The sequence below is a fragment of the Halobacteriovorax marinus SJ genome (genome assembly GCF_000210915.2).
GTDB lineage: Bacteria > Bdellovibrionota > Bacteriovoracia > Bacteriovoracales > Bacteriovoracaceae > Halobacteriovorax > Halobacteriovorax marinus.
The window spans coordinates 888,513-913,518 of sequence record NC_016620.1; the positions used below are offsets into that span (position 1 = coordinate 888,513).

General features: G+C 37.4%; 26 protein-coding genes. 15 read left to right on the forward strand and 11 right to left on the reverse strand.

From position 1 onward, the window contains the following. Window positions 1-20: 20 nt before the first annotated feature. The 3 genes from BMS_RS04375 to BMS_RS04385 all read left to right on the forward strand — a co-directional run bounded on the left by BMS_RS04375 (window position 21) and on the right by BMS_RS04385 (window position 3,381). A complete protein-coding gene (locus BMS_RS04375) occupies window positions 21-1,442 on the forward strand; it encodes a sodium/proline symporter (protein ID WP_014243581.1) in 1,422 nt (473 codons plus the stop codon). Beyond that, window positions 1,436-2,317, forward strand: coding sequence for a mechanosensitive ion channel family protein (locus BMS_RS04380; RefSeq protein ID WP_014243582.1), 882 nt, complete (start codon window positions 1,436-1,438; stop codon window positions 2,315-2,317). The genes BMS_RS04375 and BMS_RS04380 overlap by 7 nt, the downstream gene beginning before the upstream one ends. Before the next feature lie 104 nt (window positions 2,318-2,421). Beyond that, window positions 2,422-3,381, forward strand: a complete 960-nt coding sequence (locus tag BMS_RS04385) for a LysR family transcriptional regulator (RefSeq protein WP_014243583.1) — start codon at window positions 2,422-2,424, stop codon at window positions 3,379-3,381. A 2-nt stretch (window positions 3,382-3,383) separates the two neighbouring features. On the opposite strand, the gene BMS_RS04390 is transcribed toward BMS_RS04385, so the two are convergent. Continuing rightward, complete coding sequence (locus BMS_RS04390) at window positions 3,384-3,671, reverse strand: PqqD family protein (RefSeq protein WP_014243584.1); 288 nt, start codon at window positions 3,669-3,671, stop codon at window positions 3,384-3,386. Between the two features lie 207 nt (window positions 3,672-3,878). On the opposite strand from BMS_RS04390, the gene BMS_RS04395 reads away from it, so the two are divergent. Both BMS_RS04395 and BMS_RS04400 read left to right on the forward strand, forming a co-directional pair. Beyond that, entirely contained in the window at window positions 3,879-5,039 is a 1,161-nt protein-coding gene (locus tag BMS_RS04395) for a cation:proton antiporter (protein ID WP_014243585.1), read from the forward strand. A 3-nt stretch (window positions 5,040-5,042) separates the two neighbouring features. Further along, window positions 5,043-5,543, forward strand: coding sequence for a DUF2391 family protein (locus BMS_RS04400; protein ID WP_014243586.1), 501 nt, complete (start codon window positions 5,043-5,045; stop codon window positions 5,541-5,543). Here the strand turns inward: BMS_RS04400 and BMS_RS04405 are convergent. From BMS_RS04405 to BMS_RS04440, 8 genes are all read right to left on the reverse strand, one after another. Beyond that, the gene (locus BMS_RS04405) at window positions 5,535-6,335 is read right to left on the reverse strand and encodes a metal ABC transporter permease (protein WP_014243587.1); all 801 of its coding nucleotides are present in this window, start codon (window positions 6,333-6,335) and stop codon (window positions 5,535-5,537) included. The genes BMS_RS04400 and BMS_RS04405 overlap by 9 nt on opposite strands. Then, the gene (locus tag BMS_RS04410; RefSeq protein WP_014243588.1) at window positions 6,332-6,889 is read right to left on the reverse strand and encodes an ATP-binding cassette domain-containing protein; all 558 of its coding nucleotides are present in this window, start codon (window positions 6,887-6,889) and stop codon (window positions 6,332-6,334) included. Before BMS_RS04410 ends, BMS_RS04405 begins: the two co-directional genes overlap by 4 nt. Continuing rightward, on the reverse strand, window positions 6,886-7,782 hold the full coding sequence (locus BMS_RS04415; RefSeq protein WP_014243589.1) for a metal ABC transporter substrate-binding protein: 897 nt from the start codon (window positions 7,780-7,782) through the stop codon (window positions 6,886-6,888). The genes BMS_RS04410 and BMS_RS04415 overlap by 4 nt, the downstream gene beginning before the upstream one ends. After that, on the reverse strand, window positions 7,772-8,833 hold the full coding sequence (locus BMS_RS04420; RefSeq protein WP_014243590.1) for a hypothetical protein: 1,062 nt from the start codon (window positions 8,831-8,833) through the stop codon (window positions 7,772-7,774). The genes BMS_RS04415 and BMS_RS04420 overlap by 11 nt, the downstream gene beginning before the upstream one ends. A gap of 116 nt (window positions 8,834-8,949) precedes the next feature. Then, complete coding sequence (locus BMS_RS04425) at window positions 8,950-9,576, reverse strand: carbonic anhydrase (RefSeq protein ID WP_014243591.1); 627 nt, start codon at window positions 9,574-9,576, stop codon at window positions 8,950-8,952. 23 nt (window positions 9,577-9,599) lie between these two features. Beyond that, window positions 9,600-10,376, reverse strand: coding sequence for a dienelactone hydrolase family protein (locus BMS_RS04430; RefSeq protein WP_014243592.1), 777 nt, complete (start codon window positions 10,374-10,376; stop codon window positions 9,600-9,602). An 18-nt stretch (window positions 10,377-10,394) separates the two neighbouring features. Next, window positions 10,395-10,949 carry a hypothetical protein gene (locus BMS_RS04435; RefSeq protein WP_014243593.1) on the reverse strand — a complete coding sequence of 185 codons (555 nt, stop codon included), beginning with the start codon at window positions 10,947-10,949 and terminating at the stop codon, window positions 10,395-10,397. Continuing rightward, window positions 10,946-11,458, reverse strand: a complete 513-nt coding sequence (locus BMS_RS04440; RefSeq protein ID WP_044557283.1) for an RNA polymerase sigma factor — start codon at window positions 11,456-11,458, stop codon at window positions 10,946-10,948. The genes BMS_RS04435 and BMS_RS04440 overlap by 4 nt, the downstream gene beginning before the upstream one ends. Window positions 11,459-11,647: 189 nt before the next feature. On the opposite strand from BMS_RS04440, the gene BMS_RS04445 reads away from it, so the two are divergent. The 10 genes from BMS_RS04445 to BMS_RS04490 all read left to right on the forward strand — a co-directional run bounded on the left by BMS_RS04445 (window position 11,648) and on the right by BMS_RS04490 (window position 23,587). Continuing rightward, window positions 11,648-12,118, forward strand: a complete 471-nt coding sequence (locus BMS_RS04445) for a DUF3347 domain-containing protein (RefSeq protein WP_044557284.1) — start codon at window positions 11,648-11,650, stop codon at window positions 12,116-12,118. A gap of 143 nt (window positions 12,119-12,261) precedes the next feature. Continuing rightward, window positions 12,262-14,490, forward strand: a complete 2,229-nt coding sequence (locus BMS_RS04450) for an NADP-dependent isocitrate dehydrogenase (RefSeq protein WP_014243596.1) — start codon at window positions 12,262-12,264, stop codon at window positions 14,488-14,490. A 72-nt stretch (window positions 14,491-14,562) separates the two neighbouring features. Next, window positions 14,563-15,687, forward strand: coding sequence for a M14 family metallopeptidase (locus BMS_RS04455; protein WP_044557875.1), 1,125 nt, complete (start codon window positions 14,563-14,565; stop codon window positions 15,685-15,687). Window positions 15,688-15,803: 116 nt separating this feature from the next. Further along, window positions 15,804-16,763: a hypothetical protein gene (locus BMS_RS04460; RefSeq protein ID WP_014243598.1), complete on the forward strand. Its 960-nt coding sequence runs from the start codon at window positions 15,804-15,806 to the stop codon at window positions 16,761-16,763. Next, window positions 16,760-17,404, forward strand: coding sequence for a hypothetical protein (locus tag BMS_RS04465; protein ID WP_014243599.1), 645 nt, complete (start codon window positions 16,760-16,762; stop codon window positions 17,402-17,404). The genes BMS_RS04460 and BMS_RS04465 overlap by 4 nt, the downstream gene beginning before the upstream one ends. After that, window positions 17,394-18,371: an NAD(P)-binding domain-containing protein gene (locus BMS_RS04470; RefSeq protein WP_014243600.1), complete on the forward strand. Its 978-nt coding sequence runs from the start codon at window positions 17,394-17,396 to the stop codon at window positions 18,369-18,371. The genes BMS_RS04465 and BMS_RS04470 overlap by 11 nt, the downstream gene beginning before the upstream one ends. Then, window positions 18,368-21,400, forward strand: a complete 3,033-nt coding sequence (locus BMS_RS04475) for an efflux RND transporter permease subunit (RefSeq protein WP_014243601.1) — start codon at window positions 18,368-18,370, stop codon at window positions 21,398-21,400. The genes BMS_RS04470 and BMS_RS04475 overlap by 4 nt, the downstream gene beginning before the upstream one ends. Continuing rightward, on the forward strand, window positions 21,393-22,301 hold the full coding sequence (locus BMS_RS04480; RefSeq protein WP_014243602.1) for a lysylphosphatidylglycerol synthase domain-containing protein: 909 nt from the start codon (window positions 21,393-21,395) through the stop codon (window positions 22,299-22,301). Before BMS_RS04475 ends, BMS_RS04480 begins: the two co-directional genes overlap by 8 nt. Next, window positions 22,298-23,155, forward strand: coding sequence for an oxidoreductase (locus tag BMS_RS04485; RefSeq protein ID WP_014243603.1), 858 nt, complete (start codon window positions 22,298-22,300; stop codon window positions 23,153-23,155). The genes BMS_RS04480 and BMS_RS04485 overlap by 4 nt, the downstream gene beginning before the upstream one ends. Window positions 23,156-23,164: 9 nt before the next feature. Next, window positions 23,165-23,587: a GatB/YqeY domain-containing protein gene (locus BMS_RS04490; protein WP_014243604.1), complete on the forward strand. Its 423-nt coding sequence runs from the start codon at window positions 23,165-23,167 to the stop codon at window positions 23,585-23,587. Here the strand turns inward: BMS_RS04490 and BMS_RS04495 are convergent. Together BMS_RS04495 and BMS_RS04500 are read right to left on the reverse strand one after the other, a co-directional pair. Beyond that, window positions 23,579-24,166 (reverse strand): YiiX/YebB-like N1pC/P60 family cysteine hydrolase, encoded by a 588-nt coding sequence (locus BMS_RS04495; protein WP_014243605.1) that lies wholly within the window; start codon window positions 24,164-24,166, stop codon window positions 23,579-23,581. The genes BMS_RS04490 and BMS_RS04495 overlap by 9 nt on opposite strands. Next, entirely contained in the window at window positions 24,163-24,969 is an 807-nt protein-coding gene (locus tag BMS_RS04500; protein ID WP_014243606.1) for an RNA methyltransferase, read from the reverse strand. Before BMS_RS04500 ends, BMS_RS04495 begins: the two co-directional genes overlap by 4 nt. Window positions 24,970-25,006 lie beyond the last annotated feature (37 nt).

Sequence of the window (25,006 nt, forward strand, 5' to 3'; positions counted from 1 at the left end):
TTAAAAAAAGGATTCAACCTATGGTGGTTTATAGTTTTCTATTTTTTCTACTTCTATTTGTATTGATAGGAGTTTCCTCAACTCTTAAAAGTAAGAAGAATAATTCAGACTACCTAATGGCGGGACAAGATATCAAACCTTGGTTGGCCGCCCTTTCTGCGGTTGCGACTAATAATAGTGGATATATGTTTATTGGTATGATTGGTTATACATATACCAGCGGGTTACAATCTATCTGGCTAATGGTTGGATGGATCTTTGGTGATTACATTGTAAGTAATTTTGTTCACAAGAAACTTAGAGTACAAGCAGAAGAGAAGAATATGCTAAGTTTTGGAGGGGTTCTTTCAAGATGGTATGGTGAAGACTTTAAAAAATTAAGGTTGTTAGCAGGTGTTATAACTGTTCTCTTCCTTGGTGTATATGCTGCCGCTCAGTTTAAGGCCGGAAGTAAGGCTCTCCATGTTCTCTTTGGTTGGGACTATAGTACGGGAGCAATAATTGGAAGTATTATCGTTTTTGCTTACTGCCTATCTGGTGGACTTAGAGCGTCTATCTGGACTGACGCTGCTCAATCTATTGTCATGATTTTTGCGATGGCAATGTTATTCTTTGTTGGTGTGAGCAATACTGGTGGATTCTCATCTTACTTATCAAATTTAAATTCTGTGGCACCAGGGTACCTGAGTGTAATCCCAACTGGACTTGCCATTGATAATTCTATGGGAGTCTTTCTCTTTATTGTTGGTTGGATCTTCGGTGGTTTCGGAATTATCGGTCAACCACATATCATGATTCGATTTATGACTATAAATAATTCTGAAAGTATGAATAAGACACGTGCTTACTACTATGCTTGGTATATTGCTTTTTACGCATTAACAATTGGTGTAGGGCTTACTGCGAGACTGATTTTACCAGAGGCCAGCAACTTTGATGCTGAATTAGCACTTCCTCTAATGAGTCAGGCGCTACTTCCAAAAGTATTAATTGGAGTTGTGTTAGCGGGAATTTTCTCTGCCACTATGTCTACAGCTGACTCACAAATTCTGAGTTGCTCAGCGGCGTTTACAATGGATATTTTTCCAAAAGGAAAATCAAATTTATGGATTACCAAGCTTACAACAGCGTGTGTGACAGTGATGGCACTATTGATTGCACTCTATGGTAGTAAGAATGTTTTTGAACTTGTTCTTATATCATGGTCTGTTTTATCGGCAGCCTTTGGTCCACTCTTACTTCTCTTTGCAATAGGAAAGAGATTAACTGAAGCGAGTGCAATTGCTGTAGTTCTCTCTGGAGTTATAGTTACAGTTATCTGGAGAGCAATTGGGCTTGGAGGAACAATGTTTGAAGTTGCTCCTGGAATGATTGCAGGTTTTCTGACATACTTTGTATTATCTAAACTTACTGAGTATGTACCTAAGGAAAGTGAATGCTAGAAGAGCTCGCCGTATACTCATACCCATTGGGTGTGAGTATAATTTTTATCCTCTTATATCTATATTTTCGTTTAAAGATTAAGAGAGCTGAAAAATTAAAGTTAAAGAATATAAAGAAAAGGGAGATTCATGGAGCTGTAGAAACAGATTCTCCCGTTGAAAATGATGAAAAAGATATTAAAGAGAGGGGGATTCATGCTATTGAAGACCGTTTCTCTTTCATCAGTAAAGCTCTACCCCTTGCGCTCTTTGGAATATGGTCTATCGTTGTCTTTATTCCTTATCTAGGAAGTATTCCCTCTGTTTATATTTCAATAATTGCGGCCATCCTCTCTGTTATAGCGGGTGTGTCTCTAAGACCTTTCTTGGAAAACTTATTCTCTGGAGTTGTGATCTCATTTTTTAAGTTTATTAAGATTGGTGATACCGTCATCATTGACGATCACTACGGCTTAATTGAAGAAATCGGCTTAACTTATTCCATCGTAAAGAAATGGGATTGGAATAGAGTTGTTATTCCAAATTCAAAGTTAATTCAAAAAGAAATTCAAAACCTCACAATTAACGATCAGTATATTTGGGCCCATATCGAGTTCTATGTTTCTCCTGAGACAGATCTAGAGGAGCTTGAGAAATGGGCGAAAGAAAGTCCATTGAAGTCCAAGTATTTTGCAAATACGGAAGAGCCGACGTTTTGGGTAATGGGACTAGAGAAGGATTCAATTAGATGTTGGGTCGCTGCCTGGGCCGATAATCCTAGTGATGCGTGGGAGCTTCGAAATGATATGCGAACAAGCCTTCTGAAGAGGCTGCAGCAAGAAGGGGTTAGCTTTCACCTTAACCATTGGAAAACTAATTTAATTTCAAGTAGTTAAGTCTTGTTGCGTTCGGTTTATCCGAATGGGTCGTTTGGTTATTGTTGTTCGGTATTTCCTCAGTTAGAATAAGATATATTCGTATTTAACTAACTGAGGAAAGTATGCATAAATTAAAAGATATTAATTGGAATCATCTCTACTGCTTTTATGAAGTGGCCAAGGCGCAGTCTTTAAAGAAGGGTGCTAAGAATATTGGAACGGCTTCTTCAACTCTTAGTGAGCAGTTAAAGAAATTAGAAGAAAAATTTAATAAGAAGTTATTTGTTAGAAGTCCCAAAGGGCTTTCTCTCACAACCGATGGCGCTCAGTTATTTGATAAGACTCGAGTTATTTTTGAAGAGGGGAGTAAGATACTTGAGCACTTTTCAGATGATGTGGTTGGCGGATATCCAGTGAATGTTGGTATCGAGGAGACGATTACATATGATCTTGCTTGTGAGTTTGCTTCCCAGTATTGGGACCTCTATACTCCCTACGGTACAGTGAACACCATTAGGCAATCAGAGCACGATATTTTGGTAGAGAATCTTATTCAAGGAAATATTGATTGGGGGATATCTCTTCGAAAGCCTAAGAGAAAGAGTTTGGACTATCAAGAGATCGGCTCGTTCGAAGTTGTCTTTTGTTGTTCGCTGGATCTGTACAATAAATTTAAGAGCGAGAAAGATATTCTTGTGAATATTCCTTTTGCAGAGAATAGCTGGGATAAGAGTTTGAATCGAACGATTTACCAGTACCTTAGAAAGAAGGGGATTATTCCTAAGGAGAAAATCTTCAGTGATCACTCTGACTTTGTAAATAAACTCTGTGATAGAGGTCGTTGTGTGATGTTTATTCCTAAGAATCCTCTAGAGGAATATCCTGGTCTTAAAACTTTCCAACTTGATGAGCCCATTAAGGTTTCTCTCTTTGCAATTTGGAAGAAGAATGATGAGGGATTGATTTCCATAAGAAAGCTTAAAGAGTTAATCCAAACAAAACTCTCATATGTTCCAGAGAGATATGAAGATGTTGATTTACAGATTGAAGTATCAGAAGTTTCAGATGATTTGTTGAAGTGATTTTAGTGTTCTAATCTCTTAAACTCTACGAGTTTTGCTTTGTTCAGTTTTTCAATGATCTCAGAAACCTTCTCTGTTAGATCGACAGAGTTATTCTTAGAATTCGCACGTAGCTCATTACAAAGTTGAGTTACGGAGGATTCTCCTGAGCAGAGTTCCCATATAAGTAAAATGGCAGAGTTTGTAGAGTAGGCCTTCCCCTCGCTATTTAAGAGCATGAAGTTCTCGTCTTTATCCTTGGCCAATTTTCCCTTTTTAACAGGGTAGAGGTTATCAAGTTGTGATTCCATATTTCCTCCTTGTTAGTACTCCCTTATCTTAACACCCCAGCAAAACACACTCACGAAGTAAGTTTTGAGCTTCGATTTAGCCGAATATCTGTAATCAGTGGGTTTTGATGCGTGGCGCGCCACTCCACAGGAGTTCAAATACATAGAAGTGTACTTAATTCATTATTTTTAGGATAAAATTTTCTAAATACTATATTAAGGTGACAAATGAATCTATCAATTACAAATGACCTTGAATATCTAGCAATATTCACACTAGTTCTTATTCTTCCAAAATTACTACTTAGGTTTCGACTCCCATCTGGAATCACGGCCCTCGTTATCGGGATAATGTTCTCGATGATTGATCCTACAATTCAGGATGATCGACTCTTTAGGTTTCTCTCTCAAATTGGCATTACTTCACTCTTTCTCTTCGCTGGACTTGAAGTGGATTTTGGAGAATTAAAGAGTGACGGAAAGTACCTCTCTAAGTATATCGGAAAATCTCTCGTTGTTATTTTGCTAATGGTTTTAGGACTGAGTGAGTTTTTTGATCTCAGCTATCCAAGTGCAACAATTCTCGCTCTGGGGATCTTTACTCCTTCAGCAGGTTTTATCATGAACTCTATGCACTCGTTTAATATGGGAGAAGACCAAGAGTATTGGGTGAAGTCTAAGGCAATTAGTAAGGAGTTGATGTCAGTCGTGCTGCTGTTCATTGCTCTGCAAGGGCACGATATTAAATCAATGTTGATATCATTGATTTTCTTCGCGGCCCTCTTTGCATTTCTTCCGCTTATCTTTAAGCTCTATTTTAAATTTATTTCCCCATATGCTCCAAATTCAGAAATCCCATTCCTAGTTGTTCTCTCCCTCACTGCCGGAGTTATTTCTAAAGAACTAGGAACATACTATCTAGTAGGGGCCTTCATCGTAGGTCTAATTGGTTCAAGATTTAAGCACAAAATTTTTAAAGACGATGAGCAAATGCTCTTTAGCGCTCTCGCTGGATTCTTTAATGTCTTTCTTCCATTCTACTTCTTTCAAGCGGGGCTTAAGATCTCTGTTGGTGAGCTAACGATGGACTCTTTTATTCTAGGTATAATTTTCATCGTGATCTTTGTGCCACTTAGAATTATTCTAACAAGCTCAAGTTTAAAGTATATCTTAAAGGAATTTATCAATAAGCCTTATCAGATTTCTCTCTCTCTCATGCCAACACTTATCTTTGGTTTAGTTGCAGCGGGAGCTCTAAGAAATAGAGGAGAGGTAGATTCAAAACTTATTTATGCACTTATTTTCTATACATTGATTTCAAGCTTACTTCCTTCAATCTTTTTCTCTCTTAGAAAAGGTGAGGCAAAACAGGTAGAGCAACAGGGGTAGAGTATGACAAAAGATCGCTTTAAGTCTGAGATTAAGCAAGTTGGTGGCTACTTAAAAGAAGTCGTTACCTTCTTTGATTCATCAGGAAAACCGATTAGTCATGTTGTAAATCCACTCATGGTTGAATTGAGACCACGAGATATCACTCAGATTTTTGTCGGAGCACTCCTAGTTTCTTCGCCTCTATGTTTTACGGAAGAAGTTTGGGTTCTGAGCATGAATCTTAGAAATGAGAATGTAATCTACCTTGGCATTTGTTCTATCGTAGTTGTGCTTCTCTTTGTCTATTTCAACTTCTACCGAGATAAGCTAAGAGGAAATGTCATTGAATTTATAAAGAGGATTATTGCCATCTATGCCATATCAATTCTAAGTATTGTCTTAGTTCTCTTTCTCATCGATAAGTTTCCAATTATGACAACTCCCTATATCGCTTTAAAGAGGGTTATTATCATCGGGTTCCCATCTATATTTGGAGCTGTGATTACAGACTCTTTAAAGTAATTTTGTTCTAGAGAGCTTTACAAGACCACATAGAAGCGCAAGTAATACGACTTGCGTTGGTGTGGTGCTAAGGTTTTCAAAGTATATGGAAAGAAATAATCCACCCACGGAGGCGAAGATACTTATAATCGCCGTACAAAGAGTATTGATCCTTTGATTTGAAAATCCATTGGCCAGTATGATAGCTCCAAGGGAGAGAAAACTTAGAGTGTAGATCAGTCCAAGACCAAAGACTCCTATGATCACTGGTATAAGTAAGAAGTATTCGTCCTTGGTCTTCTTCTTATTTCTTTGGAAGAAGCTAATTTCAAGGGAGTTCTTAGAGATCACTTTATTATAGAAAAAGAGTAGTATGAGTAAGAGCCCATAGATACTAATCATCCACATATTCTCATAATCGAATGCAGTAACCATACTTCCGAAGAGGCCGTTATTTAGATGGGTTTCTAAATTTGGAAAGAGAGAAATCATTAAGAATTGAATTGAATTTAGAACAAGGTAGATTGTAATCATTCTGGTAGAACGGTCTTTACTATTAATTCTTAGAATATCAAAGAGAGTCTTTCCTAAAACAAAGAAAGCGATACTTGTAATTAGTGGTGTAACTTCTAAATGAATAAAAGGAATAAGTAAGTGACCAACTAAATTACCTATAATGGCAAATTGGCAAAGAGTGAAAAGCTCTAGAAATTTATTTCTCCAAATAAAGTGCTTTCCGATAATAGAAAAACTCGCACTGGAGAGAATTGAAGTGATGAAGCTAAGCTTATAAAAGAGTAGCATCTCTATCATAATTCAAACTCCCTTAGTTCTAAGTCAATTTCTAAGTGAGAGACGATTAGAATGGAAAAATCGGCACTCTTATGCATAAGGGTGAGGAGTAACTCTTCAATTAACTTTCTAGACTCTGCATCTAGGTGGTTAAGAGGCTCATCTAGAATTAAGAGCTTTGTGTGCTGACTAATTCTAGATAATATTAATGTGAGTTGTTTCTCTCCTCCGGAGGCGTTGATCCAGAGCCTATTCTTTAACTCATCACTTAAAATAGAACTAATATCATTAGGGACTTCATAGAGTTCTAGAATTTCTTCAAGCGTAAAGTTGAAGTTCGTAGAGAGAAATCCTGACTGGGGAAGGTAAGAAATCTCTTTGGCCCTAAGATGCCATTTAAAGTTTCCCGACCTCTTGGATATTTCTCCTAAAAGAGTCTTTAAAAGAGTACTTTTTCCAGAGCCGTTTCTTCCTTTTATGTGAAGGATTTCACCACTTTCAATTGCTAGTTCATCTATTTTGCATAAGTCTTTCTTATGGCCGATAACTAGATTTTCAGTGGTGAGGTATTTCATTTTAGCTTCAAGAGTTGATCAATAATATTGTCTTGTAGTTTATTATAAGATTGATCATCGGTATAGTCCTCAATACTTAAAGGAGAGTAAATAATCTTAACTCCTGTTGCAGAGGCAATTTTATCTAAAACAGCTTTAGGAGCATTCGTTGTCGCCAGTATTGCAGAAACTTTATTTTCTTTAATTAAATTAATGACTTTTATAATACGAGAAGCAGAAGGAGGAACACCTGAGATTTCTTCAACACTTTCAATATTTTTCAAGTCATAATCTTTAAGAAAGTAAGTGAATTCCTTGTGGTATTCCATGAAGCTTAAAGATTTAATTCTTTGTAGGGCCCTCTCTTTTTCTTTCTTATATGAGTCTAGAGATGCAGCTAGTTTTTGATAATTTTTCTCAAAGAACTCTTTCTTCTTTGGAGAGAGAGTTGTGAGTTTATCGCGCAGCTCTTTCCCTGCCATAAGCAAGTAGCTAGGTCCTAAGTGGTAGTGAGGATTTCCCGCCGAGTGAACGTCACCATGCGACCTATCGAGTCCATGGTCAAGTTTTCCAAGCACTTCAACTTGCTTACTAAGGTCACAACTTCCCTTTGCAGCGTCTTGAATGTCTTTATTGCCAGACCTCGCTTTTACTTTTTTTGACCAAGCACTCTCAAGCTCAAGCCCTATCTCACAGAATAAATCTGCATTGGCGGCCTTGTGAATAAAGCTTGGGAGCGCCTCAACAAAGTGAGGGTCTTCCGTACCTTTAAGAAGTGCTCTTACTTTCACTTCCTCTTTACCTATTTGATTGGCCAGCCATGCAATATCAGTCGTAGTTGTCACGACATTTAACTTTGCAAAAGCTGAGATAGAGGAGAGCAATGTTAAACAAATAATTACTTTAGAATACATGAGCTGGATGACTCCCTAGGATAAATACGAGTTGTAGCATGGCCTTTGTGTCTTTGCTGACAGTATTTGCAAAGTGTCTTGAAAACTCATGAGTAACACTTGTTCTAATCTTAGCGAACTCACTTGAGTTATAGGTATATTGTCCTGTTATTCCATAATCAACTTGATCGTTACTACTTGTTAGATTCTTTAAGAAGTCTAGTCTTACACCAAGGGCAGAACTTTCAAATACTGAATACTCGTTAAAGAGGTAAGCTCCAAGCTCTTCAGTTTTTACATGATCTTCCTCTGATTCTCTGAACCAAATTTCTGATTGAAGAATAAATGTATTTGTTTTTCCAACTCTATTCTTTAGAAGGTAGTCAATTCCAGCGAAGAGTTGCTCTTCTCCGTGAGCATTTTTCTTTCTTAAGAAATTTATTCCTGTCTCCATTCCCTTTGTGGCAGAGAATTCTTTAAAGTGAGAAAAGCGAAGGTAGTGAGTTGGGTACTTTGCTTTTTCAGAGTCGTGATCGTGACCAGCATCATCTTCATCGTGATCATGTTCGTGACTAAAGTCATCACCAATTGTTAGACCTAGTGTTAGGTTGAAGATGGCTTCAGTAGGAAGAAGGTAATTGTATTCAATACCAGAATCAAAAGCAGCTTCTTCTGCAAAGAAGTTTTCATTCACAATCGGAGCATTAGTAAAGAACCAGTCGTGGCGGTGGAACCTATTAAGGCGACCAATACCCAAGAAGAACTTACCAACTTTAAAAGTTGATCTAGGAATTAGAGAAGTATTTTCAATATAGAGTTCATGGAGCTCGAAATTATTTGAGCCCTCGTGATCGTGAGAGGCAACACTAATCACTCCATTGAAGTTGTGATCAATTGGTGCGTAGAAAGTAAGCTCAGCTGAGCGCATTTCTAGTTTCTCTTTTGCTGTGCTGGACTTATTTATACCTTGCTCGTAGAGCATATCGGCAGCGGCCGAAATTTTAAGGCCACCATTATCTGCGGCCCATGATGTTGCTGTTGTTAGTAGTAAAAGTGAAAGGATTTTAAACATAAACTATCTCCAAATATTTAGAACATAATAGAGATAGTTTATTTGCAACTCAATTGCAATAAAAATGCGTTTGAGTTGCGTTTTGTCGAATATTTTTACGCAATTACAGTATCTTATTAGTCTAGGTGATAGATCTCCATAATACCTTTGAGAATTTCTTGGAAGTTAATTTCAAGATCAATCAACTTTCCAGTTTCCATATCGAAGACCCAACCGTGAACTTTGATGTCACGACTCTTTGAGGCCTGCTGGACACATGCTGTTTTAATTAGGTTAATACATTGCTCTTGAACATTTAGCTCAACCAGCTTTTTGTAGCGATCATGCTCATCTTCAATTGCATTCAATGTGTTTTTGTGAAGGCGGTAAACGTCTCTAATATTTCTTAGCCAAGGATTTAAAATTCCTAAGTCCTTGCTCTCCATTGCGGCCTTAATACCACCACAACCATAGTGTCCACAAACAACGACGTGATTTACTTCAAGATGTGTAACCGCATAGTTGAGTACTGATTGTACGTTAAGATCTAAGCTACTAACCATATTGGCAATATTTCTATGAACAAACGCTTCACCTGGGTTAATCCCCATAAGCTCTTCTGCTGTAACTCTTGAGTCTGAACAACCGATGTAGAGAATCTCTGGAGTTTGCCCTTTAGAGAGTTCTTTGAAGTAATCTTCGTCTATAGCAAGCTTTCCCTTGATCCACTCTTCATTATTTTTAAATATATTTTTAATATCCATCTTTTATATCCTCTTTATACTTCTTAATTAAATACTTCATCAAAGAAGTTATTCATCATAATAAACGATCTCTTAGCAGCAACGGGGTGATACTCTGATCGACCTTTGCGATTAGCCTCTGGGTTTGTAAAAGAGTGAACGGCTCCACTGAAGTTTACAAATTGCCAATCAACCTTTGCCTCATTCATTTCTTTTTCAAAATCTGCAATTTGCTCTTTTGGTACGGCTGGATCAATTGCCCCGTTTAGAACTAGAACACTGGCCTTGATATTTTTAGCGTCTTTAGGATCAGGTGTGTTTAGGTTTCCGTGAAAAGAGACAACGGCCTTTAAATTCTTACCTGAACGTGCAGACTCAAGAACTGCTCCACCACCAAAGCAAAATCCGATTGCGGCAATATTCTCTTGGTTCGCTTTAAGCTTTTTTCCTTCTTCTTTCAAAATGTCGATGGCCTTATTCGTGGCCTTTCTAAGAAGAGGAACATCGCTCCTCATTTTTGTAGCGGCTACCTTGGCCTCATCATTATTCTTCGGCCTTACATTTTCTCCATAAACATCGGCCAGCATGACAATGTACTTATTTGCTGCAACTTTCTTGGCCTTTGTGAGTGAGCCCTCAGTCATACCTCTCCAATTTGGGACCATTAAGACGAGTGGGGCGTTTGTAGGAACTTTATCTGAGAAGACTAATTGGCTTTTGTAATAGGTGTCTCCCATTTTATATCTAACTTCTTTGGTGATCATTTTAGAAAATGAATTGAATGCAAAAAACATTGCAGTAAGTGCAATTAAAATTTTCAAAGGAAACCTCTCTGCTAGTTAAACAAATTGTAACAACTTTCTTCTTAAAAAGTTGTTCAATGCTAACATTACAGATGCACCAAGAGAAGCGCCTATTACCCAAATTAGTGTAAGGTCTAAGTATAGCTTTGCGCCAAAAGTGAGAAAGCCAACTAGGGCGATTCCCGAAATGGCCAAATAGAAGAGTCCATTTGTTCTGCGAATAACTCTCACTTCTTCGAGATCCAAAGTATATGCGGCCACCACAGCACCAGAGCCTAGAAAGATTGCGCCGCAGATCATCATGCAGATATATTCTCCAAAATTGTGATGGAAGTAGTGGAAGAGTTGGTGATTATTGGTCAAGCTCATTTGAAACTGCGGGCAAAAGAGCATGGTGAGAATTCCAACAAATAATTGAAGAAAGAGAAGCTTTGCAAAGACTATACTCTTGTTAGGGTTCAGCTCAGCGGCCACTCGCTCTACAATAGAGTGGGAGAGAGTTCTTGGGGCAGACTCATGGGAGTTTAAGAAATTTCTATAGTCATCCTTATAGTGATTCTCTTGGAGACTAGATTGTTTTTTATCTTTCATGATTCCCCCTTGATGAGAGCTTCTTTTACTTTCTTCAATGCTCTAGAAAAAATCTTTCTAGCATTACTTTGTGAAATATTTAGAGCTTCAGATATCTCACTATAGTCTAGGTCGGAGATGAACTTTAGACTTAAGAGCTCTTTTTCTTTTTCACTCAAGTTCTTGTAGTCTTTGAGCTCTAGCTCTCCATCCACGCTAGTGTCCTCGCTCGCCATTTCTATATACTCTATATGAACAACTTTCTTTTTCTTACAAAAATCAAGTAGCTCAGATCTTGCAATGACGTATAGCCATTGCACAAAGAGGAATTTGGGGTTGTAGTTGTGCCTAGACTTATGGACTTTTAAAAAAGCATTTTGAAAAACTTCTTCCACATTATCGCTATGGGGAAGTCTCTTTTTTAAATAGCTATAAACCTTTGCCTCATGGCGCTTATACAAAACCTCAAAAGCTCTGTGGTCTCCGTTTTGGTACTGAATCATTAACTCTTGGTCGTCTAATTCTTGCATAATTTCCGGTGGAGCCACTCCTCATAACTTATTACGATGGTGACCCTCATTTTGTGACAAATGTTTAACATATTAGAATTTAAGTGTTTATTCTAAATAATTAGAGATATGTCACAAATTCTAAGTCATAATCGTAAATATTCAAGAAAATAAGATTTAATGAGTATGACGAAATATAAGGAGCATTTTATGAAGTCTATTATTTTAATTTTCTCACTACTTACCATTAACCTCAGCTTCGCTAAGGAGAGCATAGAGGAAGGTGCAAAGAATTCAATGTTAAAAGTACTGGAGAGTAACGAGGCTCTGCACGCTTCATTTTTTAAGTACAATCCTAAAGAAGTTGAGCAAAACGCTAAGAAAACTTTAGATGCTTTAAATGCCATTAAAAATCCTGAACTTAAAAAGCTCTTGGCCAAGGCAGGTGAGAAGCTAAAGCTCATTACTGCAACAGCAGAGAGGGAAGCTAATAATGTCAATTATCACCAAGCTTCTATGGCCTTTATTTATATAATTAATAAATACGATTTAGGTGAAAAGTACGCCGGTTACAGATGTCCAATGGTGAAAAAGAAGTGGGTTCAAAATACAAAGAAAATGGGAAGAGTTCACAATCCTTATGACCCATCTATGCCACATTGTGGTGGAAAAATGAATTAGAGCCCTCTGCTTTGTGTCAGAGTCCTCCTAAAAAGGCCGCCGCTTAGTGTTGTTCCCCTCTTTTACAGGGGTTCAACTTTACCTCTAGGCGGCTTTGATATATTCTAGCTCTCGTAAAATAAGACCATTTTTTAGGAGATCTAATGTCAAACAAAACATCAAAGATTATTTATACAAAAACTGATGAAGCTCCAGCTCTTGCTACAGAGTCACTTCTTCCAATTGTTAAAGCATTTACTGCAACAGCGGGAATAGAAGTTGAAACGAGAGATATTTCCCTAGCGGGAAGAGTGCTTGCAAATTTCCCTGAGAATCTTAAAGATGACCAGAAGATCTCTGATGCTTTAACTGAATTAGGTGAGCTTGCTAAGACTCCTGAAGCAAATATTGTAAAGCTTCCAAATATCTCAGCATCTATTCCTCAGCTCAAAGCTTGTATTGCTGAATTACAATCTCAAGGTTTTGATATTCCAAATTATCCTGAGAGCGCGACTACTGATAGTGAAAAAGATATAAAAGCACGTTACGCAAAAGTTCTTGGTTCTGCAGTTAATCCAGTTCTAAGAGAAGGGAACTCTGATAGAAGAGTTGCTGGTCCAGTTAAAGAATACGCAAAGAATAATCCACACTCTATGGGTGCTTGGTCAAAAGATTCTAAGTCTCATGTTTCTCACATGAACGATAAAGACTTCTTTGGATCAGAAAAGTCACACACAATGAGTGGTGCAGGGGATGTTAAAATCCAATTTGTAAGTGACTCTGGTGATACAAAAGTTTTAAAAGAGAAGACGTCACTTTTAGACGGTGAAGTTATCGATTGCTCAGTAATGAATAAGAATGCTCTAAGAGCTTTCTTGGCCGAGCAGGTTAAAGACGCGAAAGAAAAGAATGTACTCTTTTCAATTCACATGAAGGCCACAATGATGAAGGTTTCTGATCCAATCATCTTTGGTCATGCAGTAAGTGTTTTCTTTGCTGACGTTTTTGAAAAATACCAAGCAGAGTTTAATGAGCTAGGAGTAAATCCTAATTTAGGTCTTGGTGATCTTTATAATAAAGTGGCAACTCTTCCAGCTGCTAAGAAAGAAGAAATTGAAGCAGCTCTTAAGGCGGCACTTGATAACGGTCCTAAAATGGCGATGGTTGATTCTGACAAAGGAATTACAAACCTTCATGTTCCAAGTGACGTTATTATTGATGCCTCAATGCCTGCTGCAATTAGAGGATCGGGAATGATGTGGGGGCCAGATGGAAAGCAAGCCGACACTAAGTTTATAATTCCTGATCGTTGTTACGCTGGAATTTATCAACAAACAGTAGACTTCTGTAGAGAGAATGGAGCATTTGATCCAAAGACTATGGGGAATGTTTCTAATGTTGGTCTTATGGCGAAGAAAGCAGAAGAGTACGGTTCTCACGATAAAACTTTTGAGATGGCCGCAAGTGGTAAAGTTCAAGTTGTCGATGCTTCAGGTTCTGTTCTTATGGAACAAAATGTTGAAGAAGGTGATATTTTCAGAATGTGCCAAACTAAAGATGTTGCAATTAAAGACTGGGTAAAGCTTGGTGTAAATAGAGCTAAGGCCACTGGCCAGCCTGCAATTTTCTGGTTAGATGAAAATAGAGCACACGATGCGAGCTTAATTTCTAAAGTGACAACTTATCTAAAAGACCATGATACTTCTGGACTTGAAGTAAAAATTCTCGCTCCAAAAGAAGCAATTCAATATACTCTAGAGAGAGTGAAAAAAGGTGAAGATACTATTTCTGTAACTGGAAATGTTCTAAGAGATTACTTAACTGACCTCTTTCCAATTCTAGAACTTGGAACAAGTGCAAAGATGCTCTCAATTGTTCCTCTTCTTGCTGGTGGTGGATTATTTGAAACAGGTGCAGGTGGATCAGCTCCTAAGCACGTTCAACAATTCGTAGAAGAAAATCACTTACGTTGGGACTCTCTAGGTGAGTTCTTAGCGCTAGGTGTTTCTATTGAAGACCTTGCTCTTAAGACTGGAAATGAAAAGGCAAAGATTCTTGCAAAGGCACTAGATGAAGCCAATGGTGAATTTTTAAGAAATGATAAGTCTCCTTCAAGAAAAGTTGGAGAGCTTGATAATAGAGGAAGTCACTTCTATCTAGCTCTTTACTGGGCGAAGGCCTTAGCTCACCAAAGTGAGAATGAAGAATTAGCAACTCACTTTAAGACTGTTGCCGCTAGACTTACAGAGCAGGAAGGTACGATTGTAAAAGAGCTTAACGATGCTCAAGGTGTAAAAGTTGATATGGGAGGTTACTTCCACCCTGATACAACTAAAGTTTCGATGGCCATGAGACCAAGTGAAACTTTCAATACAATTCTTTCTTCAATTTAATTTTTAGAAATAAAAGAGAGGGCCTTTTACTAGTTACTAGTAGAAGGCCTTTTTTTATAGGGGTAGGTTATGATTAAGATTTCAGATAATTTTGATAGTGGAAATATTAGAGTCCTGGACTTAAGCAATCCACAAGATATTAAGCTTGAGATTAAGAATGACAATGAATCAGAGTTCTTTCAGTGGTTTCACTTTCGTGTTCAAGCACCAAAGGGGACAAAGTTAAAGCTTAACATCCTAAACGCTGGTAAGAGTGCTTACACACCTGGTTGGGAGAATTATAAGGCCTGTGCTAGTTATGAACGCAGTGAGTGGTTTAGAGTTGAAGAGACAAGCTTTGATGGAGAAACTCTCTCAATTGAGATTGAAAATGAATTTAACTCAATCTACTTTGCATACTTTGCTCCTTATTCCCACGAGAGACACTTAGACTTACTCTCACTCTCTCAATTAGATACGAGGACAGAACTTATTTCTCTAGGAGAAACTCTCGATGGAAGAGATATGAGTCTTCTAAAGATTGGCTCAGGAGATAAGAAGGTTTGGATGACTGCGAGACAACATCCTGGTGAATCTATGGCCGAGTGGTTTGTCGAAGGCTTCTTAGAGAGACTATTAGATAATACAGAGAGCTTATCTATGAAAGTATTAGATCAAGCGACTTTCTATATCGTACCAAATATGAACCCAGACGGTTCTATTCGCGGACACCTGAGAACGAATGCTCTAGGAGTAAATCTCAATCGTGAGTGGCAAACTCCGAGCTTAGAGAGGTCCCCTGAGGTTTTCTTAGTGCGCGAGAAAATGGATGAAGTAGGAGTGGACCTCTTTCTAGATATCCATGGCGATGAAAATCTTCCATATAATTTTGTCGCAGGAAGTGAAGGGAATCTCTCTTATACAAGTGAAATTGAAGAGCTTGAAAATATCTTTAAAGATTCATTTTTAGCTGCATCTCCTGACTTTCAAACGAAAGTAGGTTACCCAATCGATGCAAAGGGGGAGGCCAATATGACGGTTGCAACCAACGCTATTGGAGATCGTTTTAATTGTCTTGCTTATACATTAGAAATGCCATTTAAAGATAACTGCGAAATGCCTTGTCCTATCTACGGATGGTCGGCTCCACGCTCAATGGCACTTGGAAGAGATATCCTTCATCCAATTAGTGCGGTTTTAAATAAGCTAGCTCACTAATAAATACAGTTACTTATAGGGGTGTATAGGAAGTTTACACCCTTATAATTTCTTCAAAATCCACCTCTGTACTCCATAAATTTACTATTATCTAAGGTAATATTTTTGGAGAATTTATGCTTTTTACAAGAGATTTAATCTACTGCCTGATGGCGGTTCCTAATTGGATTGGTCACAATCTTCACAATACTTATGGAATTCTAAAAGTATTCTATATTATGTGGCTAAGGCCTTTGCGTGGAGGGCTAATTTCAAGTGAACACCCATATGTTACTGGGAAGAGTCCTGTGGATGGGGAGCTAATTTGGGAAAAGAATATAGTCTATAGCTCGAAGAGAAAGAGAGAGTTTAGTGAAAGTGATTCTCTCATCGTTAAGCGAGTGATGAAGTTTCTCTCTCGTATGGTTGAAAACTCTAGTGCAACTATAAATCATCCAAACGGCAAGAAGAATAGAATGCCACCGGCAGTTAATTATATCCACGGTACAGTTCACTATAATGGTGTTTCTTTGATCTTTGATGATTTCAAAGATGCCTTAGAGCATTTCACTGATCGAAGGTTCTACTTTGATTTTCTAAAAATGGTTATGATTGAAAAGAGAGAGCCAACTATAATTTTTAGGGACCGTGATTATGATCCAGATGAGTTTGCAATCTTCTCTTGTTTTATGAAGACAAGATTTCCTTTCTTTGGAAATCCAAACGGAAATAAGAAGAGGCTTCATTGGGGAACACCTTCACCACAGCCTGCCTTTAATTTAATTATAGGATGGTGGATAACGCCAACTCTAAGGCTTCGTTTCAAAGATAAGCATGATGATATTTTGCGCTCGCCAGTTGCCAAGCAAAAATATCTCCTACGAGATGACTATGGAGTTCTTGGTAGAAGAAAGTATCTCTTTCCTGAACTTCTTTGGTCTAGGTTCACTTACTTTAGAATCAGACTTAGAGGCGATAGAGGGGGAATGTACTTTACTGATAAAAGAAAGATCGACAACGGGTTTCTCTATGATCCGACTAACTTAATTACTCTAAAAGAGAGATTAGTAGAAAAATTCTTTGGAGTAAGTCAGTGAAATATTCCGTCAAAATGGCCACACATTCTTACGGAAAATGGAAGGTGCCTGAGGACTTTAGGGCAGGTGAGGAAGTGCTTATTGCGTTCTCTAGAAAGAATGGTCACGCCTACCTGATTGCTGGTAAGTACGAAGTACACGGTCACTTTATTTTTAAGAAAACATTCTCAAGGGGCTTTTGTGAACTTTCATGTGAGCCCCTTTTGTATATTCGTTTCAAAAATATCACTGGAGAAGATCTTATTTTAATAGAGAATTATATTGAATCCCACGAAGGAGTAAGGGAATCAAGTTGCATTAACTATTGTTTAATAACTCTATTTAACTCTCTTGGTATTCGAATAAATTCCCAGAAGAAAAATATAGTAAATTTAGAGGATTGCCTTCTTAATATTCTTCATAGTGGTGCAAGTCGAAATGAGAGGGAGCAGGAGGTTGAAGTTTACAAAACCCTGCCTTGGTCAATTCTTCAGATTGTAAATCATTTTAATCTTTTGGAGAAACGCTTCTCTCTTACACATATATGTAGTCGCTTCTTAGGAAAAATTCTCTTCTATCTAAGACCTGAGCATAGGGCCTATTACCGAGAGGTGAACTATATAGATACCTCTTACTTAGTGAGACGACTTGGTGAGAGATAGAGTCATTTTTGACATTATTGTGATTGGTGCAGGACCATCTGGTATTGCTCTAGGACATATTCTAAAAGAAAAGAATCTAAACTATCTTATTCTAGAAAAGGGAAGAGTTGCTAATTCATTCTTCAATATGCCAGATAAGCTCTCTCTTATAACACTTTGGCGATCAAATTACCTAAGAGAAGCTGATAGAGAGCTCTTTGATCTCAACTCCACTCAAACTGCTAAAGAGTATGGAGGCTACCTTGTTAAAATAGCGCAAGACTTAGAAATAGAAGAGTCATGTGAAGTTTTTGGTATTGCAAAAGAAGATATCTATACGCTTAAAACAAGCTCTGGTGATTATCAGACTAAGATAGTTGTTGATGCAAGTGGATACTTCTCATCTCCTTATATTCCTAAGTTTCAAAAAAATGATGTAACAGCAAAGATCTATCATTTTAATGACTTTAAAAATGCTGATATGATCCACTCAGATGATCGTATTCTAATTGTTGGTTCTAGACTCTCTGCTGGTCAGCTTATTGGTGAGTTAAGTTCAAGATGCAAAAACATATCCCTTTCATTGAGGAGTGAAGTTAAATACTCATCTAAGGTAGGAGTTCGGAACTTCTTTCTAAGAAATATTAAGCTTTTTGATTTTCTTATTTCTCTTTTTGGGAGGAGAAAGAAGTTAGAAGTGCCTATGGACTATGAGTATAAGCAAATAGTCTCTACACTTTCTCACTATCCAAAGATTGCTTCTATCACACATAAGAGTGTGACCTTTGAAGATTCTAGAGTCGCAGAGTTTGATTATATTTTCTTTGCCACGGGCTATGAGAATGTAGGGCAGTTTACAAAGCACTACAGCACTAAGAATTTCTACAGTATTGGTAGAGAATGTCTTTATAGCTTTAAAAGTCGTTTTCTTAGAGGCATTAGAGAAGATGTTTTTAGACTTTGGAAAGAGATTGAGGTGAATATATGAAGGCCTTATTAAAATATCTCTTTGATAATCCACTTATTACAAAGTTTACCTTCATCATCATCTTAGTAGGTGCTCTTATCGGAATGAAGAACTTAAAGAGAACGAGCTATCCTCAAGTTGATTTGCATAAGGTCATAATAACAACTTTCTACCCAGATGCCTCTCCAAATGATGTTGAGGTCAATATAACTAATAATCTTGAATATGAATTAAAGAAAGTCGAAGGCGTTAAGTACTATACTTCGCGCTCTATGGAAGGGCAGTCCACTATTACAATGGTTCTTGATCAGGAGTACGGTGACTTTCAATCCGTTAAGGATAATATCTATAGAGCATTAGGTAAGGTAAGAAACCTTCCCTCTAGAGTGACTCAAAGGCCCAAGGTTATGGAGATGAAAGTTGATAACTTTCCTATCTATGATGTTGCCTTAATTTCAAATGAGATGTCTGAAGAAGAAGTCATTGAGGTGACTAAGAAACTTAGAAGAAAAATACTACAGATACCTGAGATATATAAAGCAGAGGTAAGTGGCAAAAGGGAGAAGGAATTTCAAATTATTCTAGATCCAAAAAAACTGACTCTCTATGATATATCTTTTGAAGATGTCATTAATGCTGTAAAGGGGAATCAGATTAGAGCGACGGGTGGAACGATTGAATCATTCGTTAATGAAAAGAAGATTATTACGCTCTCTGAAATGGATACTCCTAAGAAGCTACGAAATATCATTGTTCGCTCTAACTATTCGGGAAAGAAGGTTAGAGTGAGCGATCTTGGTGAGGTGAGTTTCTCTTTTAGTAAGAAAAATATTATGACCTCATATAATGGAGATGAAGGTATTGGTCTATGGCTCTACAAAGTTCCAAGCTCAGATATTATTAGAACTATTGATAAGGTTAGAAAGGTTATTGCAGATTTTAAAGAAGAGAATAAGTCTCGTGATTTAAAAATTGTTAATACTCACGATCTCTCAAGTGAGACGAGATCTAGATTAGAGATGGTATACTCTAATATAATCATGGGCCTCATTCTTATCTTGGCCATTCTTATCTTCTTCTTTAATATTAAACTTGCCCTATGGGTCTGTGTTGGAATTCCATTTAGTTTGGCCTTTTTGATGATTGCTATGCCGCTTCTTGGCCTAACACTCAACTCGATTAGCCTCTGTGGTGTTATTGTCGTTCTCGGAATGATTGTAGATGATGCCATAATCGTTTCTGAAGCAATTTACTCTAGAGAGGGCAATAGTGAAGAATCTCTAATTAAAGCTGTTCTTGGTGTGGCACGGCCTATTTCAATTACTATTTTAACGACGATCATATCTTTCATTCCTATTTACTTTATTCCAGGTATGATGGGGCAGTTTACCGCAGAGATTCCTTCTGTTGTTATCATTGTTCTATTGGGAAGCTTCTTTGAGTCTCTTATCTTTCTTCCCATTCACCTTAGAAATATTAAAAGTGGCACTGTCGAAGAGCTGAGAGCAACTCATTTAGGAAAGAGAACGATGAATTTCTTAGAGTCTCAGTACTCAAAATTCTTAAAGAAATTAATCTCTAAAAAAGAGATTGCTCTAGTGTCTCTTATCTCAATTCTTGCTCTATTTCTTTCAATAGGAATTTATAAATTTAAATTTCAAATGTTTCCTGAGTTTCAAGCGCAAAGAATCTACCTCTATGGAGATGTCGAAAGAGGGAAGACTCTTGAGTATACAGCACAAGTTGCTAAGAAAGTTGAGTCTGTCCTTCAGAATGTAGTTGCAGGTGATATAAAATCTTTTCGAACGAGAGTTGGGAGAAACTATGAAGGACAGTATCACTGTGAACAATGTTTTTACACTAAACTCGAACTAACTCATTTTAACTCAAGAGAGCGTAGTGCTCTGGATATAGAGAGTAAAATATTAGAAGAGATTAAAGGTATTAGTGAATTGAAGAGCTTTGGTTCGAGAATAGACTCTGGAGCTCCTCCTAGAGGTAATGATTTAGAATTAGTTATTCTCTCTGATAATGAATCTAAGAGAGTAGATGTCATTAGGTCGCTAGAATCAAAGTTAAAAGAGCTTGGAGAAGTTTCTAATGACTTTATTTTAGGAGATAGTTCACTAGTCCTTCGCCCTCTCTATGAGAAGATGTCGCGAATGGGGACAAATGTTCAAGAGGTGGCCAAGAGTCTTCGCATTGCCTTTAGTGGTGAGTTCATAGGATTTATTAGTAAGGGTGATGAGAGAAATTATATTAAGGTAACATCTAATCTCTCAGATAAAGGCTTTGGTGCTCCTCTAGAAGATTTAAGTGTTTTAAATAATCAGGGGCGTAAGATACCTCTAAAAAAACTGGTGAGTCTTCAAGAAGAAAAAATGCCAGTTGTCCTCACTCACTACAATGGAGAGAACTCAAATACACTTAGTATAAATAAGATTTCGCGAAAAGATGCCAAGGAAGTGATTTCTAAGATAGTAAAAGACGTGAAGAGTGAGTTTAGTGACGTTGATATTATTCTTAAAGGAAGAATGTTTAAAGATAGAGAGGGGAGAGCGAACCTATTTCTTGGAGCGCTAATTACTTGTCTCATTATCTACTTCTCTTTAGTGATTCTCTATAAGTCTTATCTTTTACCGCTTCTTATTTGCTCGTCTGTTCCAGTTGGTCTCATTGGTATACTATTTTCTTTCAAAATCCATGGCGCACCTTTATCAGCTCTTGGCCTTGTTGGTATTATAGGTTTTATTGGAGTCGTTATAAATGACGCCCTCCTTATGGTTGAGGTGATGAAAGAACCAAGGAGTATAGAGTCAATTGATGGGCTAGCAAGAGGGGCGACCAAGCGCTTTGCACCTATTTTTCTAACCACAATAACCACTGTCTTTGGTCTTTTGCCTAGTATTTATGGATTTCTTGGTGGAACAGATGCATTTATCTCTCCAATGGTTCTCTCTATGGGAAGCGGATTGCTCTTTGGAACCATATCCGACTTGATCCTTATTCCACTCGTCTTTGGATTTATCTATAGGGATAAGCATGTTTAGTAGGAGTGTCGATTTACTTAAAAGAGTTCTTGGACTAGCGATCTTGATATACTTATGTATCTTTCTGAGTCAAAACTTCTCTCTTATTAAAAACTTAAACCCGCTCTCTCTTTCGAAATTTGCTCTAGTATTCTTTGGATTCTACTTCTTTTTAAGCATTCCTTTTTGGTTCACTCTGCTAAAGAAAGTTCCTCTCTTAGACTTATATAGCTTAAGCTTCTTAGCCAACTTCTTAAATCTCTTCTTGCCGTTTAGAGGTGGGATTATTGTTCGTGCTAGTGTTCTAAAGAAAAAGTTCTCAATCTCTTTCAAAAGATATACGAGTGTAAGTGTTCTCTTGAGTGTTAGTAGTATATTTAGCTTGGGTCTATTCTCTCTCATTTGTAGTGAGAGTGCTATTATTCGACTTAGTGCCTATTACTATTCTATTAAAACAAGTTCATTTATCTTCTTTCTTTCAGGATTAATTTTCTTTCTATTTAGCCATGTAATTGTGAAGCGATTTAAGAGAGATTATCTTTTAGATGTTTTTAAAATTGAAAATATTGTCGTAACGGTCATTTGTTACTTTGCATGTATCTTTTTATACTTTCTTCGTTATAAAATTCTATTCAATATCTTTAATATTATAATTGATGATTTTTCTCTATTTACTATAACTGTCTTCCACCTTTCTATTGGTTTACTCACAATTCTTCCTGGAAACCTTGGAGTAAAAGAGTTTAGTTTTGTTGGAATCTGCTCACTATTTGGAATTCCCTCTGACATTAGCTTGGCGATGGTGAGTTTAGATAGAGTCTTACAAGTTTTATATCTTAGTTTTGCCAGCTCTTTATATATGAATAGAATTGGTTTAAAATTTTCTAAATTACTTAATTTTAGAAAGGATGGTCTCTTTTGAAGAATGCAATTGTTACTGGTGCAAATATAGGACTTGGTCTTGAAACTGTAAAAGGGCTTGTTAATGAGGGCTATCAAGTGACTCTTGCATGCCGAAGCGAAGAGAAGGCAAGTGCTGCGATTGAAGAGGTGAGAAGGGAGTTTCCTGAATGCCATCTACAATTTCTTGCTCTGGATTTAAATGACTTCTCAAGTGTTAAAAACTTCTGTCATGAGTATGAAAAGAACTTTAAAAAACTTGATCTTCTAGTTAATAATGCTGGAATTATGATGCCTCCATTTTCACTGACGGCAAACGGTTTTGAAAGTCAGTTTGGAGTGAATTACCTCTCACATTTTTTGTTAACAGGACTATTATTAAACTTATTGAAAGAGAGTGAGAGTGCACGAGTTATTAATTTGGCAAGTCTAGCTCATAAATGGGGTGATATATACTTTGATGATATCAACTTTAAGAAGTCTTACAATAAGAAGAAGGCCTATGGGCAGAGTAAGTTGGCCTGTTTAATTTTTTCCTATGAGTTAGACAGAAGGTTGAAAAGTGAGGGGCTTAACATTCGCTCTATTGCTGCTCACCCAGGTGTCTCTAGCACTAACCTTGGACAATTCATGCCTAAATTTATGTCTATCGGGATGTCTCTTATTTCCCAATCTTCAAAAAATGGCGCGGCACCTTCATTATTTGCGGCCCTAAATGAGGATCTTAAAGGGGGAGAATATATCGGTCCATCTGGAATTGGTGAACTATCAGGTGCTCCAAAAATTGTGGATTCAAATGCTCGCTCTAAAGACCTTGCCGTTGCTAAGAAATTATGGGACGTTTCTAAAGATTTAACCGGTATCGATTTCTTATAAGGATTAAATATGAGTGAAAGTTTAAAGGACAATGTAAGTAAGCAAATCATAGCAGCAATGAAGGCCAAGGATAAAGTAAGACTTAATGCCTTGAGATACTTAAAGAAACTCTTTATTGAGAATGAAACATCTAAGAAGCCAGTCTCTGAAATGGATATTGTTATTTCATATGCTAAGAAGATGAAGGACTCAATGGGAATGTACCCTGAGGGGAGTGAGCAGCGAGTAGAGCTTGAAAAAGAAGTCGCTGTATTAAGCGAATTCCTTCCTAAGCAATTAACAACTGAAGAAGTTCAGGCGATGATAGATGAGCTTAAGGCCTCGATTGAGAATCCAAATATGGGTAGTCTTATGGGAGCCCTTAGTGCAAAAACAAAGGGCCGTTTTGATGGTAAGAAATTATCTCAAATGGTTTCGGCCTCTTTAAAGTAGGCCCTTTTCTGAATCGTAAATGATTTTAAAATCTTTAGAGTAGTAAAAGTCATTAGGGGAAATCCCTTCAATACCTTGTGGTGGTCCTAGTCTGAAATGGGCCGCCCAATAATCCCAATTCCTAGTAAAGTCCATTGGTGCAGAGCTTAGGTGCTTAAAGTTTATAAAGCGCGCCATAAACTTATAGAGAAACTCAGAACAATAGAGAGTTTCATCATCCCATCTATAGTCATTGTCAAAAGGAACTTTGTAGTATTCGCTCTTATAGGCTTGCCAATGATATTTTTTAAAATTAGTGAGATTAACTTTTGGTCGAATGACTACGTACTTCTTAGTGTATTTTAAGAATTTTTCAATTGGCATGTGATGAACAAAGCCTAGTGATTGGGCGGCGTAGAGTTCTCTTCCATCGGATATAACAACACCTGAGTGTGAAAATCTTCCCCCGCTCTCGTCTTCAATTATCTGACAACTTCTGCAATCTAGATCGAGTAAGATAACATCGCCGACTCTAAAATCGTTAAATGCATGTGCCTTAAAGGCAAGAAGTAGTAGTGTTAAAATTGTTGTGATTTTCATTTATTCTCTCTTTGAACTCTCGCCATGTGATACATCGCTATCGCACCACAAGTTCCGACGTTAAGGGAGTTCTTCTTCCCATCAAGTCTAATTTTTAAAATCTCATCCGATCTATTTAGGACGCTTTCATTTAGACCATATCTCTCATTACCAAGAACTATCGCACACTCTCTAATTTCTCTTACTTCTTCAAGTGCTTTTGCATTTTTTTCAGTTTCAAAAGCATAGATCGAGGCGCCCCTCTCTTTGAGAGCATCAATACAATCTAGGCTAGATTCCCAATAACTCCACTTGATCCACTTATCGGTACCAAGTGCTGATTTCGCAGTCTTAGAGTTCTCTGGAGTAGGCGTATAGCCACAGAGGTGAACTTCTTTGATTCCTATGGCCTCTGCTGTTCTAAAGAGACTTCCAACGTTGAAGGAGCTTCTCAAATTATCTAGAACGAGATGGATTGGATTTGGCTCATCGTTAATCTTGGCAAAATCATCTTCTGTTGTAATGAGAAAATCGCTATCTTTTAAATCCTTATTTTCAATTCTCTCTAGCTTCATTAAGAGGTCTTGTAGCTTAGGACGAGTGCTTGGGAAGTCTGAGAGAATCTCTTGTCCAAGACCAATTAGCGCTTCGTCTTCATGGGACTTGAGTGCGACGAGATTATTCTCTAATATCTCAAGTGAGTTCAGTCTAAGACTCTCGTTATCCCATTTGTCATCAACTTGCTTGAAGGCCCTATAAAGAGTATTGATGCATTGCTTGTAGCTAAAAGATAGAAAGGCTTTATTTGGTATCTCAATGGCCATAATTTCTCACTGTGTTAATGGCAGAAGTTATAGCAAT